Source organism: Chryseobacterium sp. 22458, assembly GCF_052044975.1.
Taxonomy (GTDB): domain Bacteria; phylum Bacteroidota; class Bacteroidia; order Flavobacteriales; family Weeksellaceae; genus Chryseobacterium.
On record NZ_JBQEOA010000002.1, the window covers coordinates 42,782 to 57,512 of the forward strand.

The 14,731-nt window shown below is 37.9% G+C and carries 11 protein-coding genes; 4 read left to right on the forward strand and 7 right to left on the reverse strand.

Going from position 1 to position 14,731, the window contains the following annotated elements; genetic code table 11:
* Positions 1 to 30 precede the first annotated feature (30 nt).
* Complete coding sequence (locus ACTJJF_RS07545) at positions 31 to 1,101, reverse strand: DUF4407 domain-containing protein (RefSeq protein WP_312306130.1); 1,071 nt, start codon at positions 1,099 to 1,101, stop codon at positions 31 to 33.
* 226 nt (positions 1,102 to 1,327) lie between these two features.
* Here ACTJJF_RS07545 and ACTJJF_RS07550 point away from each other — a divergent pair, with 226 nt between their 5' ends.
* A complete protein-coding gene (locus tag ACTJJF_RS07550) occupies positions 1,328 to 3,226 on the forward strand; it encodes a zinc-dependent metalloprotease (RefSeq protein WP_440699256.1) in 1,899 nt (632 codons plus the stop codon).
* Positions 3,227 to 3,284: 58 nt separating this feature from the next.
* On the opposite strand, the gene ruvC is transcribed toward ACTJJF_RS07550, so the two are convergent.
* Positions 3,285 to 3,839, reverse strand: coding sequence for a crossover junction endodeoxyribonuclease RuvC (ruvC, locus tag ACTJJF_RS07555; RefSeq protein WP_065399526.1), 555 nt, complete (start codon positions 3,837 to 3,839; stop codon positions 3,285 to 3,287).
* Positions 3,840 to 4,126: 287 nt separating this feature from the next.
* On the opposite strand from ruvC, the gene ACTJJF_RS07560 reads away from it, so the two are divergent.
* Positions 4,127 to 4,621: a hypothetical protein gene (locus ACTJJF_RS07560; protein ID WP_440699257.1), complete on the forward strand. Its 495-nt coding sequence runs from the start codon at positions 4,127 to 4,129 to the stop codon at positions 4,619 to 4,621.
* Positions 4,618 to 5,979, forward strand: a complete 1,362-nt coding sequence (locus ACTJJF_RS07565) for a T9SS type A sorting domain-containing protein (RefSeq protein WP_312306459.1) — start codon at positions 4,618 to 4,620, stop codon at positions 5,977 to 5,979. Before ACTJJF_RS07560 ends, ACTJJF_RS07565 begins: the two co-directional genes overlap by 4 nt.
* 41 nt (positions 5,980 to 6,020) lie before the next feature.
* Here ACTJJF_RS07565 and ACTJJF_RS07570 read toward each other — a convergent pair whose 3' ends face one another.
* Positions 6,021 to 6,548: a 2'-5' RNA ligase family protein gene (locus tag ACTJJF_RS07570; protein ID WP_440699258.1), complete on the reverse strand. Its 528-nt coding sequence runs from the start codon at positions 6,546 to 6,548 to the stop codon at positions 6,021 to 6,023.
* A 161-nt stretch (positions 6,549 to 6,709) separates the two neighbouring features.
* Positions 6,710 to 7,816 carry a serine hydrolase domain-containing protein gene (locus tag ACTJJF_RS07575; RefSeq protein WP_312306455.1) on the reverse strand — a complete coding sequence of 369 codons (1,107 nt, stop codon included), beginning with the start codon at positions 7,814 to 7,816 and terminating at the stop codon, positions 6,710 to 6,712.
* Between the two features lie 174 nt (positions 7,817 to 7,990).
* Here ACTJJF_RS07575 and ACTJJF_RS07580 point away from each other — a divergent pair, with 174 nt between their 5' ends.
* Positions 7,991 to 9,400, forward strand: coding sequence for a pyridoxal phosphate-dependent decarboxylase family protein (locus ACTJJF_RS07580; RefSeq protein WP_312306453.1), 1,410 nt, complete (start codon positions 7,991 to 7,993; stop codon positions 9,398 to 9,400).
* A gap of 35 nt (positions 9,401 to 9,435) precedes the next feature.
* Here the strand turns inward: ACTJJF_RS07580 and ACTJJF_RS07585 are convergent, their stop codons facing one another.
* The 3 genes from ACTJJF_RS07585 to ACTJJF_RS07595 all read right to left on the reverse strand — a co-directional run bounded on the left by ACTJJF_RS07585 (position 9,436) and on the right by ACTJJF_RS07595 (position 14,684).
* Complete coding sequence (locus ACTJJF_RS07585) at positions 9,436 to 10,146, reverse strand: diphthine--ammonia ligase (RefSeq protein WP_312306451.1); 711 nt, start codon at positions 10,144 to 10,146, stop codon at positions 9,436 to 9,438.
* A gap of 42 nt (positions 10,147 to 10,188) precedes the next feature.
* On the reverse strand, positions 10,189 to 11,247 hold the full coding sequence (locus ACTJJF_RS07590) for a hypothetical protein (RefSeq protein WP_440699259.1): 1,059 nt from the start codon (positions 11,245 to 11,247) through the stop codon (positions 10,189 to 10,191).
* Between the two features lie 89 nt (positions 11,248 to 11,336).
* Positions 11,337 to 14,684, reverse strand: a complete 3,348-nt coding sequence (locus ACTJJF_RS07595; RefSeq protein ID WP_312306447.1) for a methylmalonyl-CoA mutase family protein — start codon at positions 14,682 to 14,684, stop codon at positions 11,337 to 11,339.
* Between the last annotated feature and the right edge of the window lie 47 nt (positions 14,685 to 14,731).

The following is a 14,731-nucleotide window of genomic DNA, read 5'->3' on the forward strand; positions in this document are numbered from 1 at the left end:
AGCTTCATTCTTTCATCTTCCGGCAATAAACTATTTATGCAGATTATCCTTAAAATCCTCAATCCGGAAATCAGTGAGGGCATTTCCTTTTTCAATTTTTTCTTTAGAATACAATCTGAAATCATTTTCTGTTTTTTCTAAAAGATAATCATAGGGTCCTACATGGGAAATCAGCTTTACTAAAACCGGAGAAATCTCGAGGCAGATGAACAGCCCCATGATAAATGCAGCTGCCAGTCCTATAATGGCTGAATTTTTACCAAGCTCATCCAGTGCCTGAAGTCTTGCTGCAAAGCCATTGAACTTGTCTTCAAAGGTTTCTGTGGATTTTCTTTCAGTTTCCAGATTGGTATATACTTTGGAAATTTCTTTGTCTAAATATTCCAGTCTTGGAGCAGCTTGCTTCTGATAATTCTCAAGATCCTGTCTGCGCTGTTCCTTTAATTCCTGCTTACGTTTGGCATTGGGTCCATAGCCTTCTTTTCCACTGGTTAGCCCAGATTGTTTTCCCAATATCTCCTTTTCAAGTTCTACCGAAGCAGAATCATAAGATTTCTGATATTGGGCAATTTTCTCTGAAATCTGCTGTTTTTCTGTTTCAAATGGGCCGCTCTGCTGAAGAATCCTTCCGCTCATTTCTCCCTGCAGCTGTTTTTTATTTCTTTGAATGATGGTATTCAGCTGTTTGTTGACTTCTTTTTCAAAAATTTTAAGCTCCAATGGTTTGGAAATAATAATTCCTAAAAACGTAGCGAGAATCAAACGGGGAATGGCCATGAGAATCTGATTCCACCATGTTCCTGTTTTTTTGATGGAAGAGACAATATAACGGTCAAGATTGAAGATCATCAGCCCCCAGAGGACTCCGAATCCTATAGCGGTCCATATTTCATCAAAGACTGTATACATGGCATACCCTGCAGACAAAGTAGCAAATACTGCAGTGAAAAGTACGATCCCTCCGATCCCTGAAAATTTATTCCATTCACTCGGAGTTTTTCTTAAAATATGAATATTCCCGCCGGAACATATCATAAGAAAATGCTGGAACCAGTTTATTTTATGATCCCCCTGATTTATAGTTTGTTGTTTTGTTTTCATACCTGAAAATTTATACAAATGTAATACTAAAAATCATACCAATGTAAAAGATAGTATTATGTTTTACCAAGTAATTTAATCTATCTTATAAAATTGCTGTAAAACAGGCGGTTGTAAGAGGAGAATAAATATTCGGAAAAATGAAAATAAAAATATGATTAAATTTTTGACAGAATGTTTTTAAAATGATATTTTTGTTTCCGGATAATTAAAAAATATGTAAAATATGAAGAAGATTACTATCGTTTTGTTAGTGTCACTGTTTTCTAATGTATTTTCACAAAGCCAGGACCACTATTGTGGCTTTGATGAAGAGATGAAGAAAATGGACATGAAATTCCCCGAATTGAAAAAGAGAAGGGAAGAAGTTGAAACCAAGTTAAGAAACGTAGATAAACAGTCCTTTCTTAATAAAGTAGGAGGTGCAACCTCTTGGAATGGCCTTTATGCTGGGCAGGTATTTGAAATTCCGGTTGTAGTTCATGTCATTGAATCCAGTGCATCCAATAATTCAAATTTAATTCTTACTGATCAGAATATCAAAGACTGGATTGACAGGGCAAACAGTATGTATGCAACCACCTATGGAAATGGATTTTATCCTGAAGGAGCAGGAGCAACAGGTGGAAATGTGATTCCTTTTAAGCTGGTATTAGCAAAAAGATCACCAAGCTGTCTGCCGACCAGCGGTATTGTAAGATACAATGGAAGTACCATTCCTTTATATGATACAAGAGGAGTAGATTCCAATAACGGAGGTAATGGTGCTAATGCGTCAGATATAAAAGCGATGGCCCCACACTGGCCGGAGACCTCTTACTTCAATATTTATGTTGTTATTGGTTTTGACGGGCAGCAGCAGAATGCCGGAGGATTGATGGGCTATGCCAGATTCCCGGATTCTTATGATTATTTTTATGAAAGCTTCATGAAAGTAGCTACCCTGAAAAATCTTCATGATACTACACTTACTCATGAATTAGGACATGCATTTGGGTTATACCACACTTTCCAGGGAGTCAACTATACTAACCAGACCTCTTGTCCGGCAAATGCTAATTGTGCGACAGATGGTGACAGAGTTTGTGATACTTCACCATCCAGAAGTATGTATGGTGTAGCTGTTCCGGGGAATACCAGTATAGATCCTTGTACCAATCAAAATTATGACGGAACCCAGTATAATGTAATGAATTATACAAATTCTAACCGTAAGTTCACAGAAGGGCAAAGAGACAGAGCTATTATGCTGATGATGGAGTATAGAAAGAATCTGATCAATTCAACAGCAGGGCAGGATCCATCTGTAGTAATTCCATCTCCGGTTTCTGTGGTAGCAGCGCAATGTAATCCGCCGGGAATTGTAAACCCTGCCAATAATAACTTTGCAATTGGCCCTACAAGAGTTCTGTTTGGTTCAATAAGCAGTACAACCAATGGCTATGATTCAGATGAGCCGGCACCTAAGTTTTATGAAGACTATACCACTGCCAGCTGCATCAGACCTGCTTATTATACAGAAATTCCTTTAAATTCAGCGACCACATTAAAAGTTAATTATGAAAACGGGTTCGGCCAGGCAAATAAATTCAGAACAAAAGTCTGGATAGATTATAACAATAATGGAACGTTTGATGAATCAGAGCTGGTAGTCAATAATTTATCTGCTTCTGTAGCATCTGGTGGCGGGATTACTGTAACCAATAATATTACACCTCCTGCCAATGCGGTTACAGATACTTATTTAAGGATGAGAATTGCTGTAGATGCTGCTACATTCGGCGGTGCCAATTTACCTGAGATGACAGCGTGTTCTCAGTTACAATATGGGCAAATGGAAGATTATGCTGTAAAGATTATGGGTACCCTGGGAACTTCAGAAGTTAAATCGAATACAGAATCAAAGCTAGTATATGTGAAAACTGAAAACAAGCTAAAGCTGGCAGGTAACAGGAATGAAGTATTTGGAGAATATCAGATTTATGACTTAAGTGGTAAACTGATTCAGAAAGGAAATGCCAGAACAAATGAGATTCAAGTTGAGACAGTTCTTCCAAAAGGAGCCTTTATCATCAATTACTCAGATAAGAATAAGAAAGAATCTAAGAAATTCCTCAATAACTAAATTTTCAAGAGGCTGTCTCAAAAGTAAGACAGCCTCTTTCTATATTCTAAGAGCTAGATTACTTCAACCGGTCCGGATTCTGTTTCAAAAAACTTTCCCAGCCGGAATAGGACTTGGTATCGGCAACAGTTCCGGAATTAAAATGGTGACATACCGCAACGGCAAGACCGTCGGATGCATCCAGATATTTTGTGGGAAATTCCTTTAAATTAAGAAGATTTTGCAGCATTCCTGCAACTTGTTCCTTACTGGCATTACCGTTTCCGGTGATGGCCATTTTGATCTTTTTAGGTGAATATTCGGTGATGGGAATATTTCGGTAAAGGCTGGCAGCCATGGCAACACCCTGTGCACGGCCGAGCTTCAGCATACTTTGTACATTTTTTCCAAAGAATGGGGCTTCCAGGGCAACTTCATCAGGATGGAATTCGTCGATAAGTGACAGGGTTCTTTCAAAAATATATTTGAGTTTGGTTTCGTGATTGGGGTATTTTTTTAAGATCAGTTCATGAATGGAAACCATCTCCATTTTACCTTTTTTAACGGAGATAATACCAAATCCCATAACCGTCGTTCCCGGGTCAATCCCTAAAATTATTTTCTCTGAAATCATTGCTGCAAAGATATGACTTTCCAACTTCTTACATGATGGAAAATTATCAGGAAAACATCTCATGATATCTTAAACTTTCTTAACTTTAATTCTTGACATGATGTTGGAAAAAAGAAGAATAAAGTTACTACAGTACAGGTGATTTGCTGATTATTATTTTAAAAAATGTTTTTATGGGTTTAAAAAATAATAAGAAATGAAATAAGATTGCTCTTGTAGGCTCAATAACTTCCTTCCTCCACCTTCAGACCTCCTTCCTTAAAATGAAACCTTAAATAAAATGAAATATGAAAAATGTACTCAATTTATTAGTCATTCCCGTCTTTCTGCTTTGTAGCTTTCAGAAGGAAAAAAATGATCAACAGCGGACTGAAACAGAATCTGTATCTCCTGTAAAAAGTGAACGTATCATTTACCTGTTCTTTAAAACAGATAAAGATCAGTCAGGTAATGAAAAAGTAATTCTTCAGAACAGTAAAATTTCAGAGGGAAAACTGAAATTACAGCCCTCTTTTGACCGGGATGATGCGCAGCAAGGTGATTATATCATTACCGTTGCTGAATCTGGTGGTAAAGAATTGAGCAGGCAGCTCATAAAGGATCCTTTGAATCCTGTCATGGAAGTATATGAAAAAGAAGGAATTTCCAGGCATAAAGCCTCTCTTCAAAGCACGGAATTCAGCGCCAGATTTTCCTATTCCGAAAATGTTCAGCTTGTGAGAGTAGAAAAAGTAACAGATTCAGGAATACAGTTATTATTCACTCAAAAACTAGAATCATGAAAAAAGCTTTATTATTCCTTTTTATAAGTAGCATTTATGGAGCTCAGGTATTTGAGACAGTACCACTTTTACAGACTGGTGACAATAGCAAAAGGGTGGTGATTGCTGTTTTAGGAGATGGTTTTACCGCTACCCAACAGGACGCATTTGTTACTTCTGCACAGGCAACTGTAAATTACCTCTTTACCAAAAGCCCTTATACAGAATATAAAAATTATTTTAATGCGTATGCCGTCAAAGTTATTTCAGCCGAATCAGGTGTGAAACATCCGGGGACTGCAACAGATGTTACAGAGCCGGTAATCCCTGTGACCAATCCTAATAATTACCTTGGGTCTACTTTTGATGTGAATGTTCACAGATGCATCTACAGCAATACGACCAATAAAGTAGGGCAGGTTCTGGCTGCTAATATTCCTGATTATGACATTACTTATGTATTAGGGAACTCTCCTGAGTATGGCGGTTGTGGCGGTACATATGCCTTCGCATCGTTAAACTCATCCGCCAATGAAATTGTTGTTCATGAAATGGGGCATTCATTCGGAAAACTCGCAGATGAATATTGGTTTGCCGGAACCCTTGAGTCAGCTAATAAAACACAGAACTCAAATCCTGCTACCATAAAATGGAAAAACTGGGTAGGATTAAACGGAGTCGGAATATATGCCCATGCAGAAAGTCCGTCATGGTTCAGACCGCACCAAAGCTGTGAGATGAGGTATCTTAACCAACAATTTTGTTCCGTATGTAAAGAAGCTATTATTGAAAGAATCCATTCACTGGTATCTCCTGTAGATTCTTATACCCCTGCGAATGCTTCCTCTGTGGATGCTACGGCCAATGTTACCTTTACAGTCAATGAAATTTTACCCATTCCAAATACATTGCTCAATTCCTGGAAGCTGAACGGGACAACGCTTACTGAAACAGGGAATACCATTACAATCACTCCTTCTCAGCTGAATAACGGAAATAATACTTTGCTTTTTTCGGTAACAGATAATAACCCGCTTTTGAAAGTAGATAACCACAGTACGCTTCATTTTACCAATATTACCTGGACCTTGAGTAAATCTACCCTTAAAGTCTCAGAAGTAAAAGCTGAAGAAAGAAGATACAGCATCTATCCGAACCCTGCAGATGGAGAATTCTTTGTTAAAGGAAAACAGAATTTCTCAAAAAATATAAAAATTGAGATTTATGATGTTTCCGGAAAACTGATTTCCGGCAGATTTGAATTAAAAGATCCGGAAACCTTAAAGGTTGATATTAAAAATGCACTGGCAGGCACTTATCTGCTGAATGTGACGGAAGATAAAACTCTGCTGATCTCACAGAAAATTATTAAACAATAAACTAAAAATAAGACCGGTTATTACAGCCGGTTTTATTTTTTTTACAATTCTCCCAGTTTTTTCTCTGCAATAGGAACCCAATGACCATCACGACGCAGTAGTACTATTTTATCAACTAAGAATTTAGTTTTGTATTCCTTGTTCTTATATACCTCCCAGGCCCGGAGATAATTTTCCCATGTAAGGTTCCGGTACCCTACAGTGATGTGTGGATTGAATGAATAGATCATGAAATTAAACTGCTGCTTTACCTGATGATAAAGAGCTGTTAAATTCTCATTCTCTTCCGGTTTTACAAAAATTACAGGATTTTTCGGATTGGCGAAACTTCCAAAACCGTTCATCTCCATTTCAAAAGGAGACATCTCCGTATTAATCTTCCGGAATGCCGTATGAATATCGCTTTCCAGTTCAACCTCTCTGGAAAAAGGAGGGAAAAGTGTGATATGGGCTTCATTATTTAAAGCCTTGGAATTATCATAAGCAGTGGCAAGGTCCCTTTTAAAAAGCCTTATTTCCTCAATAACTGTGTCAGGAGGGTAAATGGCAATGAAATACATCTTTTTCATATAGCAATTTAATTATTTTTAAATAAAATTACCGGAATTGTGCTTTTCTCATTTCTTTACTTGTAATAATTTTACTGTTGTAGGAAAAGAGTTGATGAAAGTCTTCTTTTTATATGCTATGGCTGCTAAAATCCAGCTTCTTTATTTCAATGCAAAGAAAACTAATGTGCTGATCTGAGTTGATTCAGCGTATTTTCAAGATGATCTGTAATCTTTTTCACCTCAATATGTGGTTTGAAGGTCATGCCTTTACCTTTGGCCTCATCCGCTATATTGGAAAGAATAATGACAGATGTTTTCGTATCAGGATAATAGATATTTAAAGACGGAGATCCCTTGATATATCCGCTGTGAAAATAAGAATTGGGTTTGCCAATGTTCAGCATAATGCCATAGGCGTATCCCATTTTTCCGAAAATAGCATGACGTCTTTCTGCACTTTTGGCCATAAAGAGATTGAGTGTTTCAGGCTTTAAAATTTTACCGCGATAAAGGGCATTGTTCCATGTATGAAGATCCTGGATGGTAGAAAGTACACCACCGGCAGGAACTCCTATTTCTTTTCCGCCTAGTCTTTTAGGCATATTCGGGACTTCTTCGAAGGCATTGGCGTTCCCCAGATAGGCACTTGCAAAATGAGTTCCTTTAAAAATATCCCCGGTAGAAGAATGCATCATACCCGCCTTTTTAAAAAGTTCCAGAACATTTTCATCATAAGATTTGCCGGAGACCTTTTCCACAATCTTTCCAAGCGCATTAAATCCGTCATTCGAATAAAAGAAATCCGAACCGCTTTTGAACATCAGTTTTCCGCCCATCAGGTTGAGTCCGGATGTATGGTTAAGAAGTTGGTGGATCGTTATATTTTCATATTCTTTGTTCTGGAATTCCTTCAGGTATTTTGAAGCTTTATCCGTAACATTCAGTTTACCCTGTTCCATCTGAAGTAAGATCAGAACAGCCGTGAATTGCTTACTTACCGATCCGATGGCAAAAATGCTATTGCTGTCGATCTTTGTTTTTCTTTTAAAATCAGAATATCCGTTTTCTTTTCTGTAAAGCGGCAGAGAGTCTTTAAAAACGGCAATACTTCCGTTGAAATGGTACTTTTTGAAAACAGAATCAATCTGTTGTTCCAATAAAGTCTTTTGAAAAGCCGTTATGGTAGAATCAACAATTGCTTTCTTATCCACAGGAGGCTGGGGAGTTTCTGTCTTACAGGAAAATAAAATGAAAATAAGGGAAAGGAATACTAAATTTCTGATCACGGGTGTTTTATTTTTTTAAGATTGTTATTCGGATACTTAAAGATACGAAAATATCCGGGAGCATTAAGGGATGCAAAATGCGTGCTAGAACGGGCTTCGAATTAATTTAATATGGATTTTAATGGTTCTTTAGTAGGCATTTAATACATTTGACATAGAAAATGTATCACAAATATGAATGAACACTTGAAAAATGATTCAGCAAACATTGGATATCTGCTGAATATCATCAAAGAACAGGGCACAAATTACCTGAATTCTATTGAAGAAAGATTAACATCAGTAATCAATAATAATACACTGGAAGAGCAGGATCTCCCGGAATCAGGATTTGGAACAGAAGAAACTTTAAGGATTTTCAATGAAAAATTTGAACCGATCATGGTTGGATCCGGAGGACCGAGATATTGGGGATTTGTGACAGGAGGTGCTACACCGGCATCGGTAGCCGGTGACTGGCTTGCAACGGTTTATGATCAGAATACCCAGTCTGTAAAAGGTCTGGGAGATATTTCTGCAAACATAGAGATGGAAACCATACATCTTTTGCTTAAACTTCTTCAGCTTCCGGTAAGCTTTCTTGGAGGTTTTGTATCGGGAGCTACGATGTCTAATTTTACCTGTCTGGCTGTGGGTCGCCAATGGCTGGGAAAAGAACAGGAAAGAGATATTGCTAAAGAAGGCGTTTCCAGAACGGCAAAGATACTTACCGCAACGCCACACTCATCTTCTATAAAATCATTGTCATTATTAGGGCTTGGCAGCAGTAATATTATTAAGATCAAAACCGAAGAAGGAAACCGGGAAGCCATTCATATCAAAGATCTTGAAGAAAATATTCTGAAGCTTAACGGTGAGCCATTTATTCTGATTTCAAGTGGAGGAACAGTAAATACTGTGGATTTTGATGATTTCAAAGCAATCAGCAGATTAAAAGAAAAATACAATTTCTGGTGGCATATTGATGCTGCTTTCGGTGGTTTTGCAGCTTGTTCTGAAACTCATCAGCATCTTGTGGAAGGGTGGGAATATGCCGACAGTATTACAGTAGATTGTCACAAATGGCTGAACGTACCTTATGAAAGTGCAGTATTCCTTATTAAAGAGCAATATAAAATTTTACAGGTAGAAACATTTCAGAATTCAAATGCTCCTTATCTGGGAGATCCGTTGGAAAATTTCAGCTATTTGAATTTTCTTCCTGAAAATTCAAGACGGTTAAAGGCTCTTCCGGCCTGGTTTTCTCTCATGTCTTATGGGAAGAAAGGCTATCAGGAGATTGTAGATAATAACATAGCATGGGCCCAACAGTTTGGCCAGCTGATTGAAAATAGTGATGATTTTAAACTGCTGGCTCCGGTAAGATTGAATACGGTCTGTTTTACATTAAAAGATGATACAAGACAGGATGAGGTGGAGCAATTTTTGGAAAAGCTTAATAACACAGGAAAAGTTTTTATGACACCTACTTTCTATAATCAGCATAAAGGAGTAAGAGCCGCCTTTGTAAACTGGATGACCGGTGAAAAAGATATCAGACAGGTATTTGATCTCATGAATGAAATCATTACTGAAATAAAATAATATATTGAAAAGCCTGTGGATTAATATTCACAGGCTTATTTTAACAGCAAATCACAGAACCAGAAAACATATTCGCTATCCTCTTCTTCGGTTGAGCTCTTAGGTTTAGGATAAGTCTTTTTGACTGTTTCTCCAATTTCAAACTGCACCAGATTTTTAAAAATAGGACCATCAAAAGTAAATGTATGAAACTCTCCGTTTTCTCCGCAAGGATCTACATTTTCAGGAAGATCATCAAGGAATTTCTCATCAATAATCCGGCCTGCAAAACTTTTATCAAGATAAGTTCCGTTTACACAGGTTACAATGGTTTTAAAACCAAGATCTAAAAATTCACGGATGAGGTCAGAAGTATTCTGCTTCCAAAGGGGAAATACGGCCTGCATTCCGATGGTATTCAACTGGTCTTCTCTGTATTTTCGCAGATCTTCCAAAAAAATATCCCCGAAAATAGAATGAGTAATGCCCTGAGCTTGAATTCCGGCCATTGTTGTACTCATGATTTGCTGGTATTCTTCCATTGACGGTTCTTTGGGAAGTTCCATTTTAATCAATGGAATTCCGAGACTTTCTGCCTGTTTTTCCAACAGAGAAACATGAACTCCATGCATGGAAATCCTTTGGAATTCTTCATTAATACTTGTAAGCAGTGTAGAAATCTCATATTGATCTTCCTGTAGTATTTTGTAAAGGGCAAGGGCAGAATCTTTTCCGCTGCTCCAGTTGAATAAAGCTTTTGGTTTCATTTTAAAAATAAAAATCTCCCAAAAATAAGGAGATTTTATGGCTTAATAATTTTTGTTTTGAATTTCTTTGATAGGAATAAATCCACCATTAAAGTAATCAATCTTCATTTCAAAAGGATAGGCCGGATTGCTCATGATCAAAACACCAATTGCTCCAAAAAATGCAGCTCCGGTTAGCATCATGCTTCCGGCATTGGGATTTGACCTTATTTTTCCGATAAAATAGTAATCATTATCTCTTTTTATTGCCTTCGTAAAAAGGTTTTCTATGGAAAGGTAGATATACGGCTCTCCTTTATATACAATAGCATAAATATCGCCTTTTTTGATTTCCTTTTCTTTGCCATCTGCCATTTCATAGATTCTTACAATTTTGGGAGCATTTCCGTAGAATTTGACATTTGTAATTTTCTGGTCAGGCTGCTGATTTTTTAAAGCGTTGTAATTTTTATATACTCCGTCCTTCAGCTGAGGTGAATTGTAAAAACTGATTGACTGCTTGGCTGTATCATCAAAAGTCATTACTTGTTCCATCGTATAATGATTGTTTGTTTCAGGCTTTTTAGATGCATTTTTACTGATGAAATCTACGAGCATTTCACTTCCTTTTTCTAGCGTTTTTGCGGTAACATCTGTTGCTTTGATATCAATTACTGTATCAGTTTGATCTATCAAAGAGTAAGTCCCATCATTATTTTTTGAAAATAGAAATCCCTGAAAATAGCAGTATCCATGCTCACTGAGTTTGGCAGTAACCTCCGCAAAGTATAATTGTTTCAGGTACAGAACCATTGTTCCTTCTTCGGTATCATCTCCATTGATGCTGTTCAGTATACTTTGGAATTGGCTTGATATGCTTGACGTGGGAATCACTTTAGCTTTGGCATTCAACATTCCCTGCTGTACAATTCCTAAAGAAGTGGTATCTTCTCTTTTATCAATAAGTTTTATCGTTTTATAATAGCTTTTCTCCAGCTTGTGGGTGGGAAGACTTATGGTAAATGGTTCGGTACGTTTCTGGCTCCATAAAGCAGATGTAAGACAAATGATGACTAAGAATAGGATTTTCTCAAAATTAATTTTCATGATTATGTTTTTCATTATTAATTAGTTTTAAAATTAAAAATACAAAAAAACCTCAAAGAAATCCTTTAAGGTTTAATTTATAAAAAATGTCTGCCAAGTATGGCTTACATATTTCTTCTGTACTTACCACCCACTTCAAACAAAGCGTTGGTGATCTGTCCTAAAGAGCAGTATTTCACAGCGTCCATCATCACTTCGAATAAGTTCTGCTGGTTGATGGCAGCATGCTGTAATGTTCTCAATGCTTCTTCAGATTTACTTTCATTCGCTTTCTGGAAGTTATGAAGAAACTCGATCTGAGCCTGCTTTTCTTCTTCGGTAGAACGGATGACCTCGCCGGGAAGGACAGTTGGAGAACCGTCTTTTCCTAAGAAAGTATTTACCCCGATGATCGGATATTCTCCTGTGTGCTTCAGCCATTCGTAATGCATAGATTCTTCCTGGATTTTCGAACGCTGGTACATGGTTTCCATGGCGCCGAGAACACCACCTCTTTCAGTGATTCTGTCGAATTCTGTGTATACCGCTTCTTCTACAAGATCCGTTAATTCTTCAATGATAAATGATCCCTGAAGCGGATTCTCATTTTTAGCCAATCCTAATTCCTTATTGATAATTAACTGGATTGCCATTGCTCTCCTTACCGATTGCTCAGTAGGAGTCGTGATCGCCTCGTCATAAGCATTCGTGTGAAGGGAATTACAGTTGTCATAGATCGCATAAAGCGCCTGAAGCGTCGTTCTGATATCATTGAAATCAATTTCCTGAGCGTGCAGAGAACGTCCTGAAGTCTGGATGTGGTATTTCAACATCTGGCTTCTTTCGTCAGCACCATATTTCAGTTTCATAGCTTTTGCCCAGATTCTTCTTGCTACACGTCCGATTACTGAATACTCAGGGTCGATACCGTTGGAGAAGAAGAAAGATAAGTTGGGTGCAAAATCATTGATATCCATTCCTCTTGACAAATAGTATTCCACATAGGTGAAACCATTGGCCAATGTAAATGCCAGCTGGGAAACAGGATTGGCACCTGCTTCAGCAATGTGATATCCGGAAATGGAAACAGAATAGAAGTTTCTTACTTTTTCTTTGATGAAATACTCCTGAACGTCACCCATTAATCTTAGAGCAAATTCAGTAGAGAAGATGCAGGTATTCTGAGCTTGGTCCTCTTTTAAAATATCAGCCTGAACGGTACCACGTACAGTAGCAATTGTTTTAGCTTTGATTTCTGCATATACATCAGCAGGAATAATTTCATCACCGGTAAGTCCTAAAAGTTGTAGTCCTAAACCGTTGTTGGAAGGAGGAAGTTCACCGTTGTATTTCGGTCTTTCCAAACCTTTATCATCAAATTTTTCTTTAAGTTTAGCTTCTACTTTAGCTTCTAAACCGTTCTCTTTAATGTATTTTTCTACATTCTGATCAATAGCAGCATTCATAAAGAAAGCCAATAGCATCGGTGCAGGACCGTTGATCGTCATGGAAACGGATGTCAATGCATTCACCAGATCAAATCCGGAGTATAGTTTTTTCGCATCATCTAAAGTGGCGATAGAAACTCCTGCATTTCCGATCTTACCATAAATATCCGGTGGTAAAGCCGGATCCTGGCCATATAGTGTCACAGAGTCAAAAGCCGTAGATAAACGTTTTGCAGGCATTTCTGCAGAAACGTAATGGAATCTTCTGTTGGTTCTTTCCGGACCTCCTTCTCCTGCGAACATCCTTGTAGGATCTTCACCGGTTCTTTTGAAAGGATAAATTCCTGCGGTGTAAGGGAAGCTTCCCGGAAGGTTTTCCTGGCCTTTCCATTGGATCAGATCACCCCAGTCGTTATATTTTGGTAATGCAATTTTCGGAATTCTCAAATGAGACAGAGATTCTGTAGACGTTTCAACTTTGATTTCCTTTCCTCTTACGAAATAGGAGTAAAACTCTTCATGGAAAGCCTTTTTCGTATCATCCCATGTTTTAAGGAAATCAATATTTTCCTGCTGAAGTTCTTTTTCTGCCTTCTGATATTCAGCTTCTAAAACTTCATTGGAAAGGATCTTTTTTACCCCTTCAATATGATACATTTTTCTGGCTAGTTCAGCCTGCTTCTCAATGTTGGCATCATATTGTTTGTTGTTTTCTACAATTTCAGACAGGTAACGCACTCTTTTCGGAGGAATAATCGTTACTTCTTCCGTAACTTCTTGTTCTACAAAAGTTTTTAAATTTAAATCTGAAAACTTATCGTTTACTTTTGAAACTAATCTGTTGTATAATTCTGTTGTTCCATGATCATTAAACTGAGATGCTTTAGTTGCGTACACCGGCATATCGTCTAACGGACTTTCCCATAAAAGGTGGTTTCTCTGGAACTGTTTTCTTACTGCCTGAAGGGCATCAAGAGCTCCTCTTTTGTCAGATTTATTTAAAGCTACAAGATCTGCGTAGTCCAGCATGTCAATTTTTTCAAGCTGCGTAGAAGCACCATATTCAGGAGTCATTACATACATGGATACATCAGCAAAATCAGAAACTTCAGACCCGGACTGCCCGATCCCGGAAGTCTCAAGAATGATCACGTCCGGATGGGCCAGTTTCAATACATTCAATGCAGAATGAATGAACGGAGAAACGGAAACGTTATTTTCTCTGGTCGCCATAGAACGCATATAGACTCTTGGGTCATTGATCGCATTCATACGGATTCTGTCTCCTAAAAGAGCTCCTCCGGTCTTCTTTTTCGAAGGGTCAATGGAGATAATTGCGATTTTTTTATCGGTGTTGGAACGTAAGAAACGTCTCACCAGTTCATCTGTCAACGAAGATTTTCCGGCTCCTCCGGTACCTGTGATACCGATAATAGGGATATTCAGGTGTTTTGATTCTTCATCGATGGCTTTTACCAATTCAGGTTTTTCTTCTGAAAAGTTTTCAACAGCGGAGATGATCTGTGCAATGCTTGAAGGGTTTTCAAAACTGATATCAGCCAGATCTTTTGCCGTAACATCTTTCCCTGTTGCAAAATCCGATCTGTGTACCAGATCATCGATCATTCCCTGCAGACCCAGCTCACGACCGTCATCTGGAGAATAAATCCTGTCGATCCCATAAGACATAAGGTCTTTGATTTCTTCAGGAAGAATTACACCGCCACCACCGCCAAAAATTTTGATCTGTGGAGAGTTTTTCTCTCTAAGAAGGTCATAGATATATTTAAAATATTCATTGTGACCACCCTGATAGGAGGTTAATGCAATAGCATTGGCATCTTCCTGGATTGCTGTGTTTACAACTTCTTCTGCTGATTTGTCATGTCCTAAATGAATCACTTCGCATCCTGTGCCCTGAATGACACGACGCATAATATTGATCGCAGCATCATGGCCGTCAAATAAAGACGCAGCTGTTACGATTCTTACCTTATTGGTTGGAGTATATTTTTGGGTTTCCATAAAAATTCTAGAAAGTTTCTAAGTTTTCAAATATAATAATAAAAAAA

Coding starts and splice junctions, on each gene's coding strand:
- ACTJJF_RS07545 (WP_312306130.1), bottom strand. CDS start 1,101: ATGAAAACAAAACAACAAACTATAAATCAGGGGGATCATAAAATAAAC.
- ACTJJF_RS07550 (WP_440699256.1), top strand. CDS start 1,328: ATGAAGAAGATTACTATCGTTTTGTTAGTGTCACTGTTTTCTAATGTA.
- ruvC (WP_065399526.1), bottom strand. CDS start 3,839: ATGATTTCAGAGAAAATAATTTTAGGGATTGACCCGGGAACGACGGTT.
- ACTJJF_RS07560 (WP_440699257.1), top strand. CDS start 4,127: ATGAAAAATGTACTCAATTTATTAGTCATTCCCGTCTTTCTGCTTTGT.
- ACTJJF_RS07565 (WP_312306459.1), top strand. CDS start 4,618: ATGAAAAAAGCTTTATTATTCCTTTTTATAAGTAGCATTTATGGAGCT.
- ACTJJF_RS07570 (WP_440699258.1), bottom strand. CDS start 6,548: ATGAAAAAGATGTATTTCATTGCCATTTACCCTCCTGACACAGTTATT.
- ACTJJF_RS07580 (WP_312306453.1), top strand. CDS start 7,991: ATGAATGAACACTTGAAAAATGATTCAGCAAACATTGGATATCTGCTG.
- ACTJJF_RS07585 (WP_312306451.1), bottom strand. CDS start 10,146: ATGAAACCAAAAGCTTTATTCAACTGGAGCAGCGGAAAAGATTCTGCC.
- ACTJJF_RS07590 (WP_440699259.1), bottom strand. CDS start 11,247: ATGAAAAACATAATCATGAAAATTAATTTTGAGAAAATCCTATTCTTA.
- ACTJJF_RS07595 (WP_312306447.1), bottom strand. CDS start 14,684: ATGGAAACCCAAAAATATACTCCAACCAATAAGGTAAGAATCGTAACA.